The following is a 21208-nucleotide window of genomic DNA, read 5'->3' as shown; positions in this document are numbered from 1 at the left end:
GGCATTATCCTCGTGCAATAAAAAGGCGACCGCAACGTTATCCGATGCGGTCGCCTTATAAAGCCGCTAGCCATTAGCTTAACTGACAAGCATTACTCGAGTATCGAGGCTTTTTTTATTCCCGGTCATCTAATTTTATTAGACATCCAGATTAGCTACTTTTAACGCGTTACTCTCAATGAATGCTCGACGTGGCTCAACATCGTCACCCATTAAGGTAGTAAACAGTTGGTCAGCGCCAATCGCATCTTCAATGGTTACTTGCAACATACGGCGTGTTTCAGGATCCATAGTTGTTTCCCAAAGTTGTTCAGGGTTCATCTCTCCTAACCCTTTATAACGCTGCACGTACAAACCGCGCTTTGATTCGCCAATCAGCCATTCGACAGCTTCAACAAAGTGATCAATCGGCTGCTTCTTGTCGCCACGTGTTACGTAACCACCTTCTTCTATTAGCGAGTCAATCTCCCACCCTACCGTTACTATCTGTTCATAATCTTTAGACATGAGAAATTCGTAACTTAAAGGGTATTCCGTATCAACACCGTGTTGGCGAATGTTAGTCGACGGAAGCCACATGTTGCGCTCAGCGTCTTCTTTTAGACTGATAGTGTAAGTTGCTGAATCAACTTCTCGCGCCGTTAGATCTTCGTTCAGTGCTTTCACCCAATTTTCCATAAAGCTTTTATCTTTTAAACGCTCGTCCGTTAGTTGTTCAGCATAGAAAAGACGTTGAAGAAACTTCTCAGGGATTCTGCGACTAAGACGCTTAATTGTTTCTTGAGCTAATTGATAGCCATTGACTAAGTATTCTAGGCGTTCACCGGCAATACCCGGTGCGTCGGCATTCACATGCAACGAAGCGTTGTCCAATGCGAGACTAGTTAAATAGCGAATTAAGGCAGGATCGTCCTTTATGTAGGTTTCCTGCTTGCCTTTTTTAACCTTATAAAGCGGTGGCTGTGCAATATAAATATAGCCGCGCTCAATAATTTCTGGCATTTGGCGATAGAAAAACGTTAGCAATAGTGTCCGAATGTGAGAGCCATCTACGTCGGCATCCGTCATGATAATAATTCGGTGGTAACGCGTTTTATCGGGGTCGTATTCATCACGGCCGATACCACAACCCATTGCGGTAATTAATGTTCCGACCTCTTGCGAAGACAGCATCTTGTCAAACCGAGCCTTTTCTACGTTAAGGATTTTACCTTTTAGTGGCAAAATGGCTTGGTTCTTTCTGTTACGTCCTTGCTTTGCTGAACCGCCCGCAGAGTCACCCTCCACAATATAAAGTTCAGATAGTGCAGGGTCTTTTTCCTGGCAATCTGCCAATTTCCCCGGTAAGCCGGCGATGTCCAGAGCGCCTTTGCGGCGTGTCATTTCGCGCGCTTTACGGGCTGCTTCTCGCGCGCGAGCCGCATCAATAATCTTATTAACGATCAGTTTTGCGTCTTGTGGACGTTCGAGCAAAAAATCTGATAAACGTTCGTTCATCGCCTGCTCTACTGCAGTTTTAACTTCTGATGACACCAGTTTATCTTTGGTCTGTGAAGAAAATTTAGGATCCGGTACTTTAACTGAAATTACAGCAGTTAGACCTTCACGAGCATCATCACCCGTCGCACTAGTTTTAGCTTTTTTGGCAAAGCCTTCTTTTTCCATAAAGCTATTTAAAGTACGTGTCAACGCAGCTCTGAAGCCGGCTAAGTGGGTTCCGCCATCCCGTTGTGGAATATTGTTAGTGTAACAGTAAATATTTTCCTGGAATGAATCGTTCCATTGCATACTCACTTCAACGGCAATACCGTCGTCTCTTTCGAGCGAAAAATGAAATGCCTCTGGGTGAATCGGCGTTTTTGCTTTATTCAAATAATTAACAAAAGCAGCGATGCCACCCTCGTATTTAAATAAATCTTCACGCTCATCTCTCTCATCACGTAATCTGATAGCGACACCCGAATTCAGAAATGATAATTCGCGTAGGCGTTTTGCCAGAATATCGTAATGGAATAACGTATCAGTGAAAATCTCATTGCTAGGCCAGAAACGAAGTTCGGTTCCTGTTGCCTCTGTATCTCCAACCTGTTGTACATCAGACTCTGGCTCACCTAGATGGTAAGTCTGCTCGTAGATATGCCCCTGACGTCGGATGGTTAGCGTCAGTTTATCAGATAAGGCGTTAACAACTGAAACCCCAACACCATGGAGACCACCGGAAACTTTATAGGAGTTATCATCGAACTTACCACCGGCATGCAATACCGTCATGATGACCTGAGCTGCAGATACCCCCTCTTCCTCGTGGATATCTACGGGAATTCCCCGTCCGTCATCTCGTACTGACACAGAGCCGTCCGAGTGAATGGTAACCAGAATTTCAGAACAATGCCCAGCCAACGCTTCGTCTATCGAGTTATCCACCACCTCAAAAACCATATGGTGAAGACCCGTTCCATCATCAGTATCCCCGATGTACATGCCTGGACGTTTACGCACCGCATCAAGCCCTTTTAAGACCTTAATACTGGATGATCCGTAGTTATTCTCTTCCATAGTTATTTCTCAATATGACGTTTTAGAATTCCCTGTTCCACGTGGAACATTTCGGGTCGTTCTTTGAAATTTTCGGTAAGATTATTAATGCTCACCGTACTTAAAAAAACTTGTGATCCACTATTCTCTAGTACTGCGCAAAATTTCTTTTGATTTTCTCGGTCAAGCTCTGAGGTTAAATCATCTACAATTATTATACACGACTTACCTGTGGTCTCTCGCAGAAGTTGTGCTTGGCTCAATTTTAAACTTGCGACGAGGACTTTCATCTGTCCTCTCGATAGGTATTCTCGTGCGGAAACACCATCCGCAGTTATGGTTAGATCCGCTTTATGAGGCCCCACTGTCGTATGGCCATATTTTAGGTCACTATCAAGAGCACTAGTAAGTGCTTCTTCAAAAGTCTTATTCTGATCCCAACCAAGCTTTAGCGAAACGTCCAGTGTAACATTTGGTAAGAATAATTTCGTCGTATCGAGGAAATATTTACGTAGGTTTGATAGGTACTGTTTTCTGAGCAAAGTGATTTTTTCACCGTACTTGCTAAGTTGGTCAAGCCAAAACTTGTCTTGTGAAAGACTGTAATTACTACGGTTCCGTTTTAATAGTTTGTTTCGGTGTTGAAGTACTTTATTGTAATTCGACCAAACTTCAAAAAAAGAATGTTCCACGTGGAACACACCCCAATCAATTAATTGACGCCTTCCACTCGGCCCACCATAAACTACGTCTACCGACTCGGGAGTAAACAACTGGACTGGGAAATAACTCGCAAGTTCAGATAGCTTGGTGTTGCCTCCACCATTAATACGGATTTGGTTATCACCGCCCTGGTAGCGAGCCATTCCAAATTTATTCAAGGCATCACCAGAGTCCGATTTTGCCTCAATAAACAACGTAAACTTTTCCGCTTGCGAATTAATTAGGGGACGGAATCCTCCAGGCCGAAAACTACGCCCGAAGCCAAACAAATATAATGCTTCCAATAAACTCGTTTTACCGGAGCCATTATCGCCAAAAATAATATTTACGTTGTTATGGGGAGAGAATTCAACCCGTTTAAAATTACGAAAATCCTCCCCCATAAAACGAACAACCCGCATTATTGAGTTACAACCTCATTGGCATAACAACATAACAGCAGGAGTCATCATGATTTGGCTCGATCAACGCACTGCTATTGGAGTCTGCTAGAGTAAAACGAATTTCGTTATCGTCCACGTTATTTAAAACATCCAGAAGATAACTCACGTTGAACCCTATCTCTAACTCCTCACCCTGGTAATCAACTTCAATAACTTCCTCAGCCTGTTCCTGTTCAGGGTTAGTCGCAGTAATACATAACTCGCCCGAAGCTAGATTTAAGCGCACGCCCCGGAATTTCTCATTAGACAGAATAGACGCGCGTCCGAACGCTTGCCGCAGCAAATCACGATCAGCAACCACGATTTTATCGCCACCGCTAGGGAGTACACGTCGGTAATCAGGGAAGCGACCATCTACCAATTTACTGGTAAACACAATCGTTTCATTTTCAATTCGAATATGATTGTTGCCAATAGCCACCGACACCTCGGCTTCCTCTTCGCCCAGCAGACGCAGGAGTTCAACTACACCTTTACGTGGAACAATCACCTGTTTTTGCGCCAAGCCAGGTTGCTCTACTGCGCAGCTACTCATCGCTAAACGATGCCCGTCAGTTGCTACCGAGCGAAGCATGCCATTATCTGTTTCAAATAACATGCCATTGAGGTAATAGCGAACATCTTGATTCGCCATCGAGAAGTGGGTTTTTTCCATCAGTCGTTTTAATACGACTTGGTCGCTAACGAAATTTATATCGCTAGTCCAGTCGTCGATATTGGGAAAGTCATCAGCGGGAAGTGTGCTAAGTTTGAATTTCGATCGCCCCGAGCGAACGAACGCTTTATCTTCCTCTGCAGAAAACTCAATGTTCGAGTCTTCCGGCAAGCTCCTAACGATATCGACAAGCTTTTTTGCGGGCACAGTAACCGCACCATCGCCACCAGCGCCATTTACAGCAACCGAAGAAACTAACTCTACCTCGAGATCGGTGCCCGTTAATCGTAGACGATCGCCTTCGATTTGTAACAGTAAATTCGAAAGAATAGGTAAAGTATGGCGACGCTCTACTGCTCCACTTACTACCTGCAACGGTTTTAAAAACGCATCCCGACTTACGTTAAATTTCATTGTTCTTCCCCTGGCTATCCCGGTTCGCACTACGACGACAAGGTGCGAATAAGGTTTCTATAGTCTTCTTTTATATCGTGTTGTTCGTCTTTCAATTTCTGAATTTGCCTACATGCGTGCAAAACCGTTGTGTGATCGCGACCGCCAAATGCATCGCCAATCTCCGGTAAGCTATGGTTGGTCAACTCTTTTGCTAACGCCATAGCTAACTGCCTCGGCCGGGCAACACTGCGACTGCGCCTTTTAGATAGAATATCTGCCAACTTGATATTGTAATACTCGGCCACGGTTTTTTGGATATTATCTATCGTAACGAGCTTTTCCTGCGCTGCAATAAGATCGCGTAACGCCTCTCTGACAAAATCTATCGTAATAGCACGTCCTGTTAAAGACACATTTGCCACCACTCGGTTCAGCGCCCCTTCAAGTTCGCGTACATTCGAGCGCAGGCGTTTGGCGATGAAAAAAGCAACTTCATGTGGCATATGCAAACCGCGCTCTTCCGCCTTACGCATAAGAATCGCTACACGTGTTTCAAGTTCGGGTGGTTCAATAGCTATAGTCAATCCCCAGCCAAAACGAGACTTTAATCTGTCTTCCACCCCATCGATCTCTTTAGGGTAAAGATCGCTTGTCATAATGATCTGCTGGTTGCCTTCGAGTAAGGCGTTAAAGGTGTGGAAAAACTCCTCTTGAGAGCCTTTCTTATTCGCAAAGAAGTGAATATCATCAATAAGTAACGCATCGACAGAGCGATAATAGCGTTTAAACTCATTGGTCGAACTATTACGAATTGAGTTAACCATGTCCTGAACAAAACGCTCAGCGCGGATATAAAAGACCTTTGCACCCTTCTTGTGTGCCATAATCCCGTTGCCAACGGCATGTAACAAATGGGTTTTACCCAGACCTGTACCACCATACACAAATAGTGGGTTATAAACGCCACCTGGGTTTTCAGCGACTTGAATGGCTGCTGCACGAGCTAATTGATTCGACTTACCCTCTACGAAATTATCAAAGGTGTATTCCGGGTGAATATTACTTTCAAACACTTCATTTTCATCGGGTGCCAGCTGACCAAAGGTAGGGCCTGTTCGTCTGGGCGCTTGTCGCGAACGAGCTGGAGCCGTCTTGGATTCGCTACTACTGCTTACATTACCAACCTTTATAATGACCTTTGGCGCTTTATTATCCGTCAATTCATTGAGGATCGTGTTGATCGTCTTTAAGTACTTATCACGGACCCAATCCACTGAGTAAATATTCGGCGCGTATAAGCTTAGTGTGTCGCTTGACTGTTCTGCCTGAATCGGGCGAATCCATGTGTTGAACTGCTGCAAGGGTAGATCAGATTGCAGTCGTTCTGAACACTGCTGCCAAAGCGAATTATTCACACTAACATCTCCATCTTCTTTATAATTATTCGTTACAATGATTGTACTTCAGCGCGTTTTATCACGCCACCTATAAACGATAAATAACGGATAAATTTAACGCTTTAGTCATGAGCATAATTGTGAGTAACCCATACTATTATCCACATAAACCATAGTTATGGACTATTAAAATGTGGATTAAAAAACACAAAATATAATCACACCGAGGCCATTCACTTGTTGACTACTGCCAAAAAGATCGGTAAGATCCGCGCTCTAAAATTTTAGCTTTGACCGATGGAATAACTGTTATGAAAAGAACTTTTCAACCCAGCGTATTAAAACGCAAGCGTAGTCACGGTTTCCGTGCTCGCATGGCAACAAAGAACGGCCGTAAAGTCATTGCACGTCGTCGTGCACGTGGTCGTAAAGTACTGAGTGCATAATAACACTCTCGCTTATGGAAGGGAGTTGCGCCTGCTAACTCCCTCTCAGTTTCAAACTGTTTTCTCAAATCCCCCTGTAAAAGCAGTCACAGCGCATATTACAATGCTTGCAACCCCGAATACGCTTGATAATCCCAGAATTGGCGTAACGGTCAGTAAAAAACGCGCTAAAACAGCGGTGCAGCGTAATCGCATTAAACGCAGAGTTCGCGAAACCTTTCGCTTAAAGCAACACAAAATCCCTAATTTCGACATTGTGGTTATTGCCAAACAAGGTATCGTAGACCTCGACAATACCGAACTCAATGACACGTTGAACTATTTATGGCGAAAACTGGCAAAGCGCTGCAAGCAATACCAATCGCAGTAATCAAGATCTACCAGTGGGTTATTTCTCCACTATTAGGTCCACGCTGTCGTTTTTACCCGAGTTGTTCACATTATGCCTGTGAGGCGATAGAGAAACACGGTACAATTAAGGGCGTTGGATTGGCGGCTAAGCGCATAGCTCGCTGCCACCCGGGTAGCGAGGGCGGATTTGATCCGGTTCCCGAACCTACCCGTGACAACAAAGACGCTTTTCATTCACAAGAACAGTAGCAACTTAGAGACGAAATCACTATGAATTCGCCACGATCGATACTTTTTATTGCTTTTTTAGTGGTGTCCTTTTTCCTGTTTCAGACCTGGATGGTCGATACAGCGCCGGGAACTCAGGCACCAAGCAACACGACAAGCACGTCAACAACGAGTAATAGCGACTCCACAGTACCAGAACCTCAAGGTAGTGTGCCCGGTGATTCATCAGTTCCTGATGGTGATAGTCCGGTTGCTAAGACAAATACCGGTCAGCTAGTCGAAGTTAAAACCGACGTTCTTGATATTGTTATTGACGCTAAAGGCGGCGATATCGTCTCGGCAAAATTGCTTGAATTTGCTCAATCACTGGATTCAGAGCAACGTTTTCAATTACTGCAGCGAGAGCCAGGTAACCTTTATATCGCTCAATCTGGTCTGATTGGTCCCGATGGTATTGACTCAAGTGGCGGCCGGGCTGAATTCTCTGTCGAGAAAACTGAATATGTGATGGAAAACGGAACCTTAGAAGTTCCCCTAACCTATCAAAAAGCAGATGGCACGGTTGTTAAAAAGATATTTTCGTTCAAACAAGGCCAGTATGACGTTGGCGTGCGTTACGAAATTTTAAACAACGCCAACGAGGCACAACAACTACAATTTTACGGTCAACTGCAGCAAACAATGACAGCAGGCGAAGGCGGTAGCATGATCATGCCGACATACTTTGGTGCTGCCTACTCACACGATGACGATAAGTTCGAAAAATACGATTTTGAGGACATGCAAGACCAACGTCTCAATGTTTCGACTCAGACTGGTTGGGTTAGTATGCTCGAGCATTATTTTGTATCTGCATGGATTCCGACGCAGCAGCAGGATAACCGCTTATTCTCCCGTGTAGCCGATAACTCGCAAGCTATCATTGGTGTCATCTACCCAATGGAACAAATCAATGCCGGAGAAACGGCAGTGATTGAATCAACCATTTATCTTGGCCCTAAAGATCAAGACTCAATGGCCGCTTTGGTCGAGAATCTTGATTTAACGGTTGATTATGGTTTCTTGTGGTGGCTGGCGCAGCCCATTTTCAAACTGCTTCAATTCTTGCAAAGCCTTGTCTTGAACTGGGGTCTGGCGATTATCCTAACGACCGTTGTGGTAAAAGCAGCGTTATTCCCTCTGACCAAGGCACAATATGTGTCAATGGCAAAAATGCGGATGCTGCAGCCTAAAATGACGGCAATGCGCGAGCGTTATGGTTCTGACCGTCAGAAAATGTCTCAGGCAATGATGAAGCTCTACAAAGAGGAAAAAGTTAATCCTCTGGGTGGTTGCCTACCGATGTTGTTACAACTTCCCATATTCCTGGCGTTATACTGGGTATTACTGGAAAGTGTGGAACTGCGTCACTCAGAATTCGTATTCTGGATTCAGGATCTGTCAACTAAAGACCCGTACTACATCTTACCTATCCTAATGGGTGCCAGCATGTTCCTGATGCAAAAACTGCAGCCGACACCGACTGCGGATCCAATGCAACAGAAACTGTTCCAGTACATGCCGGTTATCTTTACAGTATTTTTCCTGTGGTTCCCATCAGGGCTGGTACTATACTGGTTGGTTAGTAACTTGATTACCATTGCGCAGATGTTAATTATTTACAAAGGCCTCGAGAAAAAAGGCATTAACGTTCGCGGTAAGTAATCGCTATGCACGATAATGACTTTACCCACGACACCATTGTTGCCCAGGCTACCCCGCCTGGGCGCGGTGGTGTTGGTATTGTTCGGGTCAGCGGTAAAGCCTGCAAAAACGTTGCAGAAATATTGCTTGGCCAATGTCCTAAACCTCGCAAGGCGGAATACCTGCCATTTTATAATAGCGCCGGTGAATTACTTGACGAAGGTATCGCTATTTACTTCCCGGGTCCTAATTCCTTTACCGGTGAAGATGTCTTAGAACTTCAGGGGCATGGTGGTCCAATTTTGATTGATATGATCATCAAAGCCATTCTGGAAATTCCCGACATACGCCCTGCCCGCCCTGGCGAGTTCAGCGAACGAGCATTTCTTAACGACAAGTTAGATTTGACTCAAGCGGAAGCAATCGCAGACCTTATCGATACCAACTCTGAACAAGCGGCTAAAGCGGCACTACAAAGTTTAAAAGGCGAGTTCTCACATAAAATCGACCAACTCGTCGACGCTGTTATCCACTTGCGAATGTACGTTGAGGCCGCTATTGATTTTCCTGACGAAGAAATCGACTTTCTTTCGGATGGTAAAGTTGCCGGCGACTTAACCGACATCATCGAACAATTGTTCCATATAGAACAACAGGCTCGCCAAGGCACTTTAATGCGCGAAGGTATGCGTATTGTCATCGCAGGCCGACCCAATGCGGGTAAGTCCAGCTTACTCAACGCGTTAGCCGGACGCGAATCAGCAATCGTCACAGAAATTGCAGGAACGACGCGCGACGTATTACGCGAACATATCCAAATCGATGGTATGCCACTGCATATTATCGACACCGCCGGGCTACGTGAATCTCCCGACCAAGTGGAACAGATCGGTATCGAGCGGGCCTGGGAAGAAATACGCCAAGCCGACCGTGTATTGTTTATGGTTGATAGCCAGGAGACCAATGCTGTCCATCCTGATGATATTTGGCCCGAGTTTTTCGCTCAATTACCCGAAGATATGCCATATACCGTTGTTCGAAATAAGGTCGACTTGACTAAAGAGTCGACAGGCATGGATGAGCATAACGGCATCCCGGTTGTTCATTTATCGGCGAAAACAGGTCATGGCATTGAATTACTGCGCGAGCACCTTAAGCACTGCGTTGGTTATTCGACAAGCGCAGAAGGTAGTTTTATGGCACGGCGTCGTCATTTAGACGCGTTAGCAAAAGCTAAAGACCATTTATTACAAGGCCAGGAACAATTAGAAATGAGTTTAGCTGGAGAGTTATTGGCAGAAGAACTTCGCTTAGCTCAGCAACACCTAAACGAAATAACCGGTGAATTCACGTCTGATGATTTACTCGGTCAAATTTTCGGGTCATTCTGTATCGGGAAGTGAAACGGCCAAAAAGATCGAAAAGCATCCAACCAAATACAAATAACCCATTGTTTTATAAAGAAATTCATTCTATTTCTTTGCAGGCAATTTGATCCGTTTTGCCCCCTCTTGCTCCGTGTGTGCTCCGAGTATAAGTTTTCGGAGCACTCGGAGCACAAAAGGAGCAAAACATGAAAATCACTATCCAGAAACGCGAACCAGATAAGAACGGCCACCGTGCCTTGCGACTGGTCTACTATCACGGTTCTAAGACGGGTCAGGACGGTTCTCGGGCGCAGAAGCGCTCATATGAACCCCTGAACCTGTTCCTCTACGACAAACCCCGCCTTCCGGCGGAGCGTGAGCACAACAAGACCGTGAATCAGAAGGCTGAGGCCATCCGGGCAAAGCGGCTGTTGGAAATCGAGTCGTCACGACATGGATTGGATGATCGGACCAAGCTGTCTGCCAGCTTCTTCGATTACTTCGACCAGTTGACCGACGAGAAGGCTTCCGGAAGCAAATCCAACCATTCGATCTGGATCTCCACCCGTCATCACCTGCACCGTTACCATGGCTTGTCTGAACTTACCTTTGAGCAAGTCGATAAACGATTTCTGGAGGGGTTCCGGCATTACCTTCAGCATGAAGCCACTACCAAATCGGGTACCAAACTGGCCAAGAACACGACCAGCAGTTACTTCAACAAGGTTCGGGCAGCGCTCAACCAGGCCTATCGGGACGGCATTGTCCGCGACAACCCGGTTCAACAGGTTAAGTCCATCAAGCCGGAAAACACGAAACGGACTTACCTGACCTTGGAAGAGGTCCGGGCTCTGACCAAAGCCGAGTGCCGGTATGACGTGCTGCGGCGGGCTTTCCTGTTTTCCTGCACTACTGGCCTTCGCTGGTCAGATATCCACAAGCTGGTCTGGGGTGAGATAGAGGAATTCGCTGATGACCACTACCGCATCATTTTTCGGCAGAAGAAGCTGGTGAACGCCGGGAACTCACTGCAATACCTGGATCTTCCAGACTCAGCGGTGAGATTGTTGAACCTGGAGAATCGCGGTAAGCCAGGTGATAGGGTATTCAAGGGTCTGAAGTATGACTCCTACACCAACGTTGCATTAGCGCAGTGGGTCATGCGGGCAGGAATCACCAAGAATGTCACTTTCCATGCCGGACGGCACACCTTTGCGGTCAATCAGCTGGCCAGGGGTGTGGATATCTACTCGTTGTCCCGGCTTCTGGGCCACAGCGAGCTCAGAACCACGGAGATCTACGCGGACATACTCGAAACTCGCCGTACAGAGGCCATGAGGAGTTTTCCTGACATATTTGAGGATACACTGGACGAGGTTGGGGAATGTGCAGCCTAAGTGACGAGAGGGGCTTTCACAGCCCCTCTTTACACCTGCCCCACATCAAACACTCCGCCGTCCTGGTCTTCGGTGGCTCACCAGGTGCTGAGCAGCCGACTGTTCAATCTCTTCCGCCGTCGCGATCCGATTGGACTGGAGCCATTTCAGGATATCTGCACGGCGAAAGAAAATCCGGTGACCATTTGGCTTGAAATGAGGAATCTTCTTTTGGGAGGTTAGCTGGTACAGGGTGCTTTTCTTCAGCCCCGTGTATTCCGCACAGTCTTCAAGACTCATGATCTCCTTGTCGGCCTCCGGGGCCTTGCTGCCATTAATGTGGTCCAAAATGATTTTTTTGAGGACCATCATGTCCTGCAATACTCGCTGTAACATTTCTTTTTCTGTCATCGCTCTACCCCTACGCCGCCATAACCAAAGTGGGAAAACTGGGAAATTGGGAACACCACGTCAGTCCTCATGTTCAATCCTCTCCAGTTCTTCAAGTTGCCGTCTAACTTGGTCAGGCCTGAGCGCGAAAAACCGCTGAAAATCTCCGTTGACCCTGGTTTTGTAGGTCCCCCGGGAGCGCTCATTACTCACCAAGCAGTCACGCTGTAACAGCACCTCCACTTCCCTCATGTAATGGGTCGGCAGCCCGAGCCGCTTCAGGAAGTGCGATTTATAGATCAACCACAACTCGCGCCCCTCGTGTGAGCGTCGAAAACCAGCTCCCCCCTGGCCACTCGCTTGTTCAATATCACTGAGACTGCGCTCCCAGACTTTCATTGCCCGCTCCAGCGCTTTGAGAAGCCGGAATTCCTCAGAGTTTCTGGAGTGGCCTCTATTATCCAGCCAAGCCTTCAGAGTTCTGTGGACTGCCGATAGAGACTCCTCTTCGGACCATGGGAGGATGAAATTTCTGCTTCCGAGGCAAAGTGCTGCACCAATCAAGGCAAAACGCCGGATGACACGTTGCACCTGGGATGCCATCTGATCGTTTGCCCAAGCACCGCTCAGACGACCAACCTCATGATTTAGATACTGACTTAGCTCAGTGTGACGTTCGGTCAGCAATGACACCCACTCCCGAATGACAGTGCCGTGGTAGCGCTGACAAGATGATTTCAGCTCGTCCACAAACTGTTGCGGATGATTGTGGCCATGTAGTTCCTCGAACGCACCGTAGGTGCCAAACACCGGGAGCTCCACCAGACGAATCTGCTGGCCTGCGCGCAACGGTTTACCTATCTGCTGAAGCAGCTCTGCAATCCAGACTTCGCCGCTACTCAACACCAACGTTCGCCAGTGCGAAGTTGCGGCCAGCTCGCCCGAAACGTTTGCGCGTAGTTTCCCTGAGCCGTTCATGATCTGATATATCGCCGTATCGATGTCTTCCGGACGAGCCATGCCGATCTCATCTAAAGGCAACAACATGTCGTTGTGCTCTGATGAGACTGCCGCTAACCCGTTACTGGTTGAGATCCAACTGCGAACATAGCGGTTTCCCCCATACACGCTAGCCGCCAACTGCAACAAGGTGGTCTTTCCGGTCGACGATGCTCCAACCAGATGGATGGCGCCATTTTCCATACCAGCAGACGCAATCAGTGGCCCAGCCAGTGCCGTTCCAATGCTGAATATCGCAAGTGGGTTGCCTCGGCATAGCTGACCGACATAAGTCTGCCAGTCGCTGAGACTGCCGGCCTCCTCTAAAGTTGGAGAACCTGATAACTGGCCTACAAAATGGTGCGGCTCGTCAGCAGAGCCGATCGTCCAGTTACTGGTAGCAAATACTCCACCGTGCCAGCCCGTTCGATTAACCACCGTCGCCGGTTCGGCCAGAGCCATCTGTTCCAACAGATAGTGTTGAAGTCGGTTCCAGCTTGCCTGCCCTGGTGTTAATGGATAACCGCTATCAACCAACATATCTCGCACCTGTCGGGCATTATCGCTGTTGAGGTCTCGGTCATAGACGACCTCGCGTAGCTTCACACCATCGAAATTCTGCCATTCCAGCAACGCTCCATGCCCGTGACGTTTGTCAGTTAATCTGGTGCGAGCCATCACCTGAATCCAGCCACCGATACGTTGCCAGTGGTCACCTGACAATCCATAGAGCCCATCTTCTTGAACTTTATATTACATCAGCTCCACCCTCTCACAGCTTGTCCAGCCAGGCTTTTACGTCCTGGTAGCGAAAGCGAACAGCCCTGCCATTAGGGTTCGGCTTCACAGGTGCCGGGAACCGACCTTGTTTTACATAGCGGCGGAGCGTTGCCTGCGATGTTTTCAGAACAGTGCAGACCTCCTCATAGGTCAGCAGACGCTCAGTCGTGGTGTTTGATTGTTTCTTCATGGCTACTCCAGTTGGGTTGTGAATCGTTCGGAGCAATCATCGGAAATATTCGTCTTAGGGGAGAACCGCGGAATTGCCCAAAAAGGGCGCAAAGGAGAGGTCGGCTAATAAGCCATTGATTATTAATAGATAAAAATCACAAGAAACCAGAAAAAGAACGTCATAATCGCAAAATTAGGGCTTACATGAGTGGATTTTGTGCATTTAATGATCAAGTTAGCTGCATGACTTTCACATGTGAAAGTCATTTTCCGGTCTCAGAATCATATTTTGATTCACTGATGACTGTACGAATTCGAATCACACATTTTTCTTTGAGAAAGGCCTTTGTGAGGCCGTTTCGAGCTGGGCTGAATAGCACCAGGTGCTCGCTAACCCAAATAGCCTCATGAAGGCCCTTTCAGAGGCCCATTCACGCCATATCAGTAAACGTCGAGTCTGGAAAACATCAACAAGTGCTCAGCGAGTCTTTTTCGAGGCGCTTAGGACGCACCAGCCGAAGACGCACTTGCAGGGAGGTTACTAGACTGAAAGCCCATCGTTTCCATCTGATTTGGAAAACTCACGCCCTGGGATTCCGACGACAATTTATCCAGATTAATAGCGTATGTGCTGCTCATATCTCCAAGAGGCTACATATTAGAGCGCATGGAATGAGCTCAAAGTTATCCAAATCAGATAGGTATGTGTAGCGATTGGAAAGTCCTCCAGGAGAGTCCCCGACCGCTGTTGGAGAACTCTCACTCATTGTCATCATCCAGCCACTACTTTCCGCCCCAGTTGCCGGGGCGCTGTTCCCACTGCTCAATCAGCATCGTTCCCCATCTGCTTTTCGAACGCCTGTCGAATGAGCCCCATTACATAGGCCAGCTCAGATTCCTCACTTAACCCTACTTCCACATCGCCATTTCCCCAACGTCCGAGGTTGGTCACGTCACGAGCCATCCCTTTCGGATCGCTCAACTCGTGAAACGGCATATTCAGAGACAGTCGCAAACGGGTCTTTTGCGGGACCACATCGACAAAGTTCGTCTCGGCTTTGAACGCTATATAGAGCTTGAGGACTTCTTCAGTGACGCTCGGGTCGAGCGCCAGGACTTCCTTTCGGAGCTGCTCAAATAGAGCGCGCATTGGGGTCCCGTTTGCTAGTTGAGGGTGATCCTCAACGTTGTAGGCTTCTGGTTTGACGGCCACGTTGCGGTAGGTATCGAGGATCTCGTCCGGCAATACCGGAGCCGCCCAAACCCGCACCGCTTCCTGGGCCAGCTTGGCGGCCCGATTCTTAATTGAGTCCTCATTCCATGCTTCTACAGCTCCCAGGCCCTCGTTGAGCCGTAGAGGGCTTTGTTTGAATCCGCCCTGCATATCGCGCTTCTCGATGAAAGCTCGGTCGCTGTACTCTGAGTTGTAGCCCGTAAGAGTCAGGTTACCCAGCGTATGCAGCCAGGTTTCATGCACACGCTTCCATTCCGGACCTAGCTCATCCTTCCATCTAACAGACAGATTCTCATTCTGCGGCATGATGTGTTCAATCGTGTATTCGTCGACCGGAACCCGTTCCTTGCGCTCGAAATTCTCCAGGCGGCGTAACCAGTAACTCCGACTGCGGAAATTATAGAGATCGCGTACTGCCAGTTCCCTTTTGAACTCTTCGTCATTCGGAAAACGCCGGTATGACTTCAAACCGAGCAGGTGAGCCTTGACGCTCTCCAGGTAACGGTTCTTCTGCAATGATTTGTGAAAGGTCGCAAAGGTCTTGTTCAGCGAGTTTGTGGGGATGGCACAAACGGCACGACGGAACACATAAGCCTCGATCAGCCGAATAGCGCTATGAAAGTCATCTCGGGACAGATTGTCCTGTTGGTAATCATGGTAAAGTTCCAGTAGAAACGGATATGCCACGTCGACTTTTAGCTCCCGCAGGTCCTTAAATGCCATTCCGAGCTGTTTATCTGTTTCTTTCCCCAATGCCATTGCACAAAAATACCGGGCGAAAGCATGTATTTCAGCGACCAATGAATCGACACCAGCACTCGCCACTTCGGCACGACGTGAATGCTGTTTGAAAGCCTCGTATACCTCATCTAACCGTGGAATTTCCCCGGTTTTAACCGTGAGGTAGTGGCGCATGAAGCTGTCAAAATAAACGCCATAGCCTTCTTGTCCGAATTCCACCTCCATCGGACGCCAGTGGTCGCGATAGAGTCGAGTTTGATGCTCCGGCTCCAGTCCCATCAGCACATAGTTCCGGATCAGGTCAGCTTGGCTCAGAGCTTTACCCGTGGAATTCATGCTCTCAAAAATGAGTTGAGGATTATCCTGATCTCGGCTCAGCGCAATATCAACGATAATGAGCTTTGAAAGGCCTCGGCAGAGGGTTTCCAGCTCCCCGTTAAGCCGATCAATTTGGCTGTTGAAGAATTCGAAGTTTTCCTGGATTCGAAGAGAACCGTCATCAGGTAATGGCTTTTGCGTGACCAACGCCAGCAGGCTCTCTTTGTCCGTCTGGGTCAATAGCAGTTTGTATGCTCTCTCGCCGTCTTCCAACGGGTTAAGCAGGTAGTAATTGCGCAGCTTCTTAGCCGAAAACCCCTCCAGAGGCTCTGTGTTCCCAAGGTATCGAGATAGCGCCTCAAGAATCAGCATGGTGGTAGTCAGTCGCTGTTGCCCATCAATGACCAGCAATGGTGATTGACTGGACACCTGATAAAGCCCCTTCTCGATGTAGACCACCGAGCCAATGAAATGTGCTGATATACCATCGTTGGTACCGGCTCGCATAATGTCGTCCCACAGTTGGCGACATTGCTGTTCCGACCAGGAGTACGTTCTCTGGTAGATCGGAATGACAAATTGTGGCGACTTCTTCAGGAAGTCGAGCAACTTGGCTTCTGTAGCTTTCATAACGGACGTTATCCCTTTTTGTTCTGTTACTGCGATTCAACGCTGGTTTTGACCTGGTTATACACAGCCCGCATCAGGTACTGAGAAGCGATATTACGGAAGGACTCGTCGTTCATCAGGCGTATGAAGATGTCTTCGTTGCCGTCCATGCGCTCTACAAACAAGTTCTCAAGCTGCTTGTTAAATACCGGTTCGAAGTTCTCCAGGCTGTTGGCCATAACGGCCTGGCGAAGCTGCTCGTTGGCAACGGCGGTTTCCTTCACCTGATCGAAGAACAGCTGGTCCGCCGGGGTAAACTCTGTACCAAATCGCTCATTGAGCTTGTCGACCAGTGTCGATAACTGCACCTCTTCCTCTGCCTGGCCGGTACCGACCTCGGTCGGGCCATAGAGGGCTTCCGGCTCGCCTACTTTCAGGTCGATGGCGCCTTCACTGATTTTCTGAAGCCGGTAGTACTTCAGCTCTACCTCGTCATCAACCTGCACTGTGCGCGTATCAGCGGTGTAAGGCAGCTTGGTGAGCAGGAAGCGGGAATAGGTGTACAGCTTCTCGTGGTCCGAGTCCTGATAAGGAATAATCTGGGCAACGAAACCGTACAGGTTACGGAAGCTGACCAATTGCCCCTTGAACAGGGCTTGGTCTTCCTCGCTCAATTTCTTGAAACGCTCGACAGCCAGGTCAATCAGACTGTTCAGCTTCTTGTGTTCGCCGCCCGTCGGGTTCAGTCGGTTACGGAACCAGATCTCGCACCACGCGCTCACCTCACCCTCCGTAAAAATCTGCCAGGTGGACAGGGTGTGGGCCAGGTTATTGAGCTGCTGAGGGTCGGTATCCTCTTCCTTGGTGGTCACCTCGTAATAGGGTTTGAACGCCTTGTAGATTTCATCCGGCTCATTCACGAAGTCCAGGACAAAGGTATCTGTCTTGCCCCTGGCCGTTCGGTTAAGCCGTGACAGCGTTTGCACCGCCTGAATGCCTGAGAGCTTCTTATCCACATACATGCTGTGAAGTAGTGGCTGGTCAAAGCCGGTTTGGTATTTTTCAGCAACCAGCAACACCTGGTATTCCTCGGTGTTGAATTTATCCGGTAGCTCAGACTCTTTGATGCCCTCGTTCATACCGACTTCGGTAAATGTCTTGTCAGCATATTCCTTGAGAGCGATTTCTCCCGAGAAGGCTACAAGGGACTTCACATCCGTATAGCCTTTAGATTTGATGTACTTGTCGAAGCCCAGCTTGTAGCGCACCGCATGTTCACGAGAGCTGGTCACTACCATGGCCTTTGCCCGGCCACCGATCTTGTGGCGGGTATGGGTGCGAAAGTGCTCAACGATCACCTCAACCTTCTGCGCTATCTCATAGTCGTGGAAGGAAACAAAGCGAGCCAACGCCCGCGCTGCCTTGCGGCGCGGCACTTCAGGGTCATCCTCCACCTTCTGGATCAGCTTGTAATAACGCTTGTAGCAGGTGTAGTGGGCCAAAACGTCATGGATAAAACCCTCTTCAATGGCCTGCCGCATACTGTAGTGATGGAACGGAGCTTCGCCGTTTCGTCCCGGCTCGTTGAACACGGCCATGGTCTTGAACTTGGGGGTAGCTGTGAACGCAAAAAAGCTCAGGTTAGGCTGTTTAGCACGTTTGAGCTGCTCACGGATGAGCTCCTTTTTAGCCTCTTCGCTAAGGTTCTCGTCCTCCATATCCAGCAACTGCTCAGCAATGGCTGATTCGATGCCATCCTTGTTCAGGATCTTCCGCAGCTCCATAGCCGTTTCGCCACTCTGCGAGCTGTGCGCCTCATCCACAATCACCGCAAAGCGTTTGCCTTCCGTCGAAATTGAAATGCCTTTGCCTTTCTGCTCCAGCGTGCGGATGGCCTGACTGATGAAGGGGAATTTCTGGATCGTCGAGATGATGATCGGCACGCCGTCAGCCAGCGCCTTGGCCAGTTGCTGAGTATTCTCGTCGATCTTCTGGACGACGCCCAACTTGTGCTCGAACTGGAAGATGGTGTTCTGCAATTGCTGGTCGAGTACCCGGCGGTCAGTAATCACCACCACGGAATGGAATACCTTCTCGTTGTTAGCATCGTGCAGACTGGACAAACGATGAGCCAACCAGGCAATGGAGTTGGATTTACCGGAACCCGCAGAGTGCTGTACCAGATAGTTATGGCCGGGGCCCTTGGCTTTTGCGTGCTGGGTCAGAGACCTTACGGCATCCAGCTGGTGGTACCGTGGGAAGATCAATGTTTCCTTGCGGTGCCGCTTGATTCCCTTTTCGGTCACGACTGTTTTCTCTTCCACCTGAAGGTGCAGAAAACGGGCGAGGATATCCATCAGGCTGTCCCGCTCCAGCACCTCTTCCCAGAGGTAGGCGATACGGACATCACCTTCCATCGGCGGGTTGCCAGCGCCGTGATTAAACCCCCGGTTGAAAGGCAGGAAAAAGGTATCCTTACCCTCCAGGTGGGTCGTCATAAACGCTTGCTCGGTATCTACTGCAAAATGCACCAGGCAGCGATTCTTGAAGGCGAACAGCGGGTCTTTGGGGTTTCGTTCGAAACGGTACTGGGACTTGGCATTTTCAACGGTCCACCCGGTCGCCGACATGGCATTTTTCAGCTCCAATGTGGCAACTGGGAGGCCGTTCACAGCCAGTACCATGTCCGGAATTGCACCGGTCTTTGTATGTACCTGACGAACCACGGTCAGCCTGTTCGCGGCGTAGCGTTCAGCCGCGCCGGTATCAATACTGGTATTGGGAGCAAAATAAGCCAGCTTCACCGACTTGCCGACGCACTTGAAGCCCTCGCGCAGCACGGTCAGGGCGCCTTTTGCGGCCAGTTCCTTGGTGAGCGCATCCAAGAGCATGCTGTCGGCCTTGCTCGAATCCAGGTTGTTCAACCGCTCCCAGATCTTGGGTTGTGTCTTCTGCACAAAGCTCACGACATCCGCCGGGAACAAGGCGGTTTCAGCATCGAAACTGGTGGGATCTCCCTTCTGATAACCACCCTGGGTGATCAGCGCCTGCTCTATGGCGTTCTCAAAGTCGATTTCTTTGTGCATGTTGTTGTCCTGTTACTCTTGTTCTGGCTACATGGCAGCTTTAACTTATCCTTCCTCTAAGTTAAAGATAACCAAATTACTTTAACTTAAAAACAGCTTAAGGTAAGGATCGAATACATAGCTTCGCCAGCGCTGTTGCCCTGTCATCTCGACCAAAATACCTTTTTCCATCAATGCCTTAATAAGCGCGTTAGCCGTGGGGGTGGTGATATCCAAGGCAGTTTCAAGCTGCTTTGCGTTCACGATTGGCTGACGGTACAGCACATTCAACGCTTCGCGAGCTAGTGGGGCGCGTTTTCCCAAACCCAACACGTCCTGCTCCACCTTCGCACGCAGAGCCAGGATCTCCCGGAACAGATCGCGTCCACGAGTCGCCGTCTCCGCCACACCATTGAGGAAGAACCGTAGCCAATGGATGACATTGTTATTGGTCCGTACCTGCATCAACGCGTCGTAGTAGCTGGCACGATTGCGCTCAAAAAAGTCCGACAGATACAGCGACGGCTTATTCAGCAATCCATGGCTGACGAGGTAGAGCGGAATGAGCAACCGGCCGATACGGCCATTACCATCCAGGAACGGGTGGATAGTTTCAAACTGGTAGTGGCTCAGGCCTATTCGGATCAAGTGCGGTACCTGAATCTGATCGTTGTGCCAAAACAACTCAAGGTCCCCCATCATGGCTACGACACCATCATGGTGAGGCGGGATGAAACTTGCGTCAGCGAGGCTGGAACCGCCGATCCAGTTCTGACTACTGCGGAACTCCCCGGGTAACTTATGCTCACCGCGCACGCCTTGCATTAAAAGTTCGTGGGTGTGCTTGAGCAAGCGGTTGGACAGCGGAGTGTTGGCCAACTGGGAAATAGCTGAGTTCACCGCCTCGATGTAATTGCGAACCTCCTGCCAGTCATCGCGTTTTTCTGGAGAAATCTGCTCGGCTGGTAGCAGCGCTTCATCAATGGCGGTCTGTGTACCCTCAATACGGCTGGAGCTTTGTGCTTCCTTGACCACGTGCATCTGAATAAACAGGTCGATATCCGGCACAATCAGCGAAAACGCATTCAGCTCGCCGAGAGCTCTGTTGGCTTTCTCCAGCAGCACGTTGATAGAAGCATCTTCCCACACCCAATCATGGTTAATGGGTTCCGGCTCGAAGCTCTTGTACTGATAGCGCTGTTGCCAATGGCCTGCTTTAAAGTCTTCCAACTTCATGAATTGGCCTCCCAAACCATTTTGCTGACCTCAGCAAAATGGTCGCCGGTCCAAATCAAAATCGG

The 21208-nt window shown here is 48.8% G+C and carries 16 protein-coding genes; 6 read left to right on the top strand and 10 right to left on the bottom strand.

The genetic code is table 11. The features are described from left to right. Positions 1-138: 138 nt before the first annotated feature. From gyrB to dnaA, 4 genes are read right to left on the bottom strand one after another with little or no spacing between them, the layout of a single operon-like run. Complete coding sequence (gyrB, locus tag DEU29_RS12135; RefSeq protein ID WP_133540617.1) at positions 139-2556, bottom strand: DNA topoisomerase (ATP-hydrolyzing) subunit B; 2418 nt, start codon at positions 2554-2556, stop codon at positions 139-141. Positions 2557-2558: 2 nt separating this feature from the next. Further along, positions 2559-3659, bottom strand: a complete 1101-nt coding sequence (gene recF / locus DEU29_RS12130; protein WP_133540616.1) for a DNA replication/repair protein RecF — start codon at positions 3657-3659, stop codon at positions 2559-2561. A gap of 7 nt (positions 3660-3666) precedes the next feature. Further along, the gene (gene dnaN / locus DEU29_RS12125; protein WP_133540615.1) at positions 3667-4770 is read right to left on the bottom strand and encodes a DNA polymerase III subunit beta; all 1104 of its coding nucleotides are present in this window, start codon (positions 4768-4770) and stop codon (positions 3667-3669) included. A 29-nt stretch (positions 4771-4799) separates the two neighbouring features. Continuing rightward, positions 4800-6167, bottom strand: coding sequence for a chromosomal replication initiator protein DnaA (dnaA, locus tag DEU29_RS12120; RefSeq protein ID WP_133540614.1), 1368 nt, complete (start codon positions 6165-6167; stop codon positions 4800-4802). Between the two features lie 293 nt (positions 6168-6460). Between dnaA and rpmH the strand changes: the two genes are divergently transcribed. The 6 genes from rpmH (at position 6461) to DEU29_RS12090 (ending at position 11621) form a co-directional block, all read left to right on the top strand. Next, entirely contained in the window at positions 6461-6595 is a 135-nt protein-coding gene (rpmH, locus tag DEU29_RS12115; RefSeq protein WP_126784943.1) for a 50S ribosomal protein L34, read from the top strand. After that, positions 6588-6965: a ribonuclease P protein component gene (gene rnpA, locus DEU29_RS12110; RefSeq protein WP_133540613.1), complete on the top strand. Its 378-nt coding sequence runs from the start codon at positions 6588-6590 to the stop codon at positions 6963-6965. Before rpmH ends, rnpA begins: the two co-directional genes overlap by 8 nt. Then, positions 6920-7195 (top strand): membrane protein insertion efficiency factor YidD, encoded by a 276-nt coding sequence (yidD, locus tag DEU29_RS12105; protein ID WP_133540612.1) that lies wholly within the window; start codon positions 6920-6922, stop codon positions 7193-7195. Before rnpA ends, yidD begins: the two co-directional genes overlap by 46 nt. A gap of 21 nt (positions 7196-7216) precedes the next feature. Next, positions 7217-8878 carry a membrane protein insertase YidC gene (gene yidC / locus DEU29_RS12100; protein ID WP_133540611.1) on the top strand — a complete coding sequence of 554 codons (1662 nt, stop codon included), beginning with the start codon at positions 7217-7219 and terminating at the stop codon, positions 8876-8878. Positions 8879-8883: 5 nt separating this feature from the next. Further along, on the top strand, positions 8884-10260 hold the full coding sequence (gene mnmE, locus DEU29_RS12095) for a tRNA uridine-5-carboxymethylaminomethyl(34) synthesis GTPase MnmE (RefSeq protein ID WP_133540610.1): 1377 nt from the start codon (positions 8884-8886) through the stop codon (positions 10258-10260). Between the two features lie 170 nt (positions 10261-10430). Continuing rightward, positions 10431-11621 (top strand): site-specific integrase, encoded by a 1191-nt coding sequence (locus DEU29_RS12090; protein WP_133540609.1) that lies wholly within the window; start codon positions 10431-10433, stop codon positions 11619-11621. Positions 11622-11666: 45 nt separating this feature from the next. On the opposite strand, the gene DEU29_RS12085 is transcribed toward DEU29_RS12090, so the two are convergent. From DEU29_RS12085 to DEU29_RS12060, 6 genes are all read right to left on the bottom strand, one after another. Next, positions 11667-12011 (bottom strand): helix-turn-helix transcriptional regulator, encoded by a 345-nt coding sequence (locus DEU29_RS12085; protein ID WP_008929688.1) that lies wholly within the window; start codon positions 12009-12011, stop codon positions 11667-11669. A gap of 60 nt (positions 12012-12071) precedes the next feature. Next, positions 12072-13712 carry a DUF927 domain-containing protein gene (locus DEU29_RS12080; protein WP_243734594.1) on the bottom strand — a complete coding sequence of 547 codons (1641 nt, stop codon included), beginning with the start codon at positions 13710-13712 and terminating at the stop codon, positions 12072-12074. 49 nt (positions 13713-13761) lie between these two features. Beyond that, positions 13762-13959 carry a helix-turn-helix transcriptional regulator gene (locus tag DEU29_RS12075; protein WP_110576231.1) on the bottom strand — a complete coding sequence of 66 codons (198 nt, stop codon included), beginning with the start codon at positions 13957-13959 and terminating at the stop codon, positions 13762-13764. Positions 13960-14763: 804 nt separating this feature from the next. Next, positions 14764-16863 (bottom strand): GmrSD restriction endonuclease domain-containing protein, encoded by a 2100-nt coding sequence (locus DEU29_RS12070; protein WP_133540608.1) that lies wholly within the window; start codon positions 16861-16863, stop codon positions 14764-14766. A 26-nt stretch (positions 16864-16889) separates the two neighbouring features. Further along, on the bottom strand, positions 16890-19928 hold the full coding sequence (locus DEU29_RS12065) for a type I restriction endonuclease subunit R (RefSeq protein ID WP_133540607.1): 3039 nt from the start codon (positions 19926-19928) through the stop codon (positions 16890-16892). A gap of 81 nt (positions 19929-20009) precedes the next feature. Further along, positions 20010-21143 carry a Fic family protein gene (locus tag DEU29_RS12060; RefSeq protein ID WP_133540606.1) on the bottom strand — a complete coding sequence of 378 codons (1134 nt, stop codon included), beginning with the start codon at positions 21141-21143 and terminating at the stop codon, positions 20010-20012. Positions 21144-21208 lie beyond the last annotated feature (65 nt).

The sequence above is a fragment of the Idiomarina aquatica genome (assembly GCF_004362895.1).
GTDB lineage: Bacteria > Pseudomonadota > Gammaproteobacteria > Enterobacterales > Alteromonadaceae > Idiomarina.
The sequence above is the reverse complement of the archived record's forward strand: the minus strand, read 5'-3'. Positions and strand labels throughout refer to the sequence as shown.

What these genes read in the sequence shown, in the direction of transcription:
- gyrB (WP_133540617.1), bottom strand. Translation starts at nt 2,556, where the DNA reads ATGGAAGAGAATAACTACGGATCATCCAGTATTAAGGTCTTAAAAGGG.
- recF (WP_133540616.1), bottom strand. Translation starts at nt 3,659, where the DNA reads ATGCGGGTTGTTCGTTTTATGGGGGAGGATTTTCGTAATTTTAAACGG.
- dnaN (WP_133540615.1), bottom strand. Translation starts at nt 4,770, where the DNA reads ATGAAATTTAACGTAAGTCGGGATGCGTTTTTAAAACCGTTGCAGGTA.
- rpmH (WP_126784943.1), top strand. Translation starts at nt 6,461, where the DNA reads ATGAAAAGAACTTTTCAACCCAGCGTATTAAAACGCAAGCGTAGTCAC.
- yidD (WP_133540612.1), top strand. Translation starts at nt 6,920, where the DNA reads ATGGCGAAAACTGGCAAAGCGCTGCAAGCAATACCAATCGCAGTAATC.
- yidC (WP_133540611.1), top strand. Translation starts at nt 7,217, where the DNA reads ATGAATTCGCCACGATCGATACTTTTTATTGCTTTTTTAGTGGTGTCC.
- mnmE (WP_133540610.1), top strand. Translation starts at nt 8,884, where the DNA reads ATGCACGATAATGACTTTACCCACGACACCATTGTTGCCCAGGCTACC.
- DEU29_RS12090 (WP_133540609.1), top strand. Translation starts at nt 10,431, where the DNA reads ATGAAAATCACTATCCAGAAACGCGAACCAGATAAGAACGGCCACCGT.
- DEU29_RS12085 (WP_008929688.1), bottom strand. Translation starts at nt 12,011, where the DNA reads ATGACAGAAAAAGAAATGTTACAGCGAGTATTGCAGGACATGATGGTC.
- DEU29_RS12075 (WP_110576231.1), bottom strand. Translation starts at nt 13,959, where the DNA reads ATGAAGAAACAATCAAACACCACGACTGAGCGTCTGCTGACCTATGAG.
- DEU29_RS12070 (WP_133540608.1), bottom strand. Translation starts at nt 16,863, where the DNA reads ATGAAAGCTACAGAAGCCAAGTTGCTCGACTTCCTGAAGAAGTCGCCA.
- DEU29_RS12065 (WP_133540607.1), bottom strand. Translation starts at nt 19,928, where the DNA reads ATGCACAAAGAAATCGACTTTGAGAACGCCATAGAGCAGGCGCTGATC.
- DEU29_RS12060 (WP_133540606.1), bottom strand. Translation starts at nt 21,143, where the DNA reads ATGAAGTTGGAAGACTTTAAAGCAGGCCATTGGCAACAGCGCTATCAG.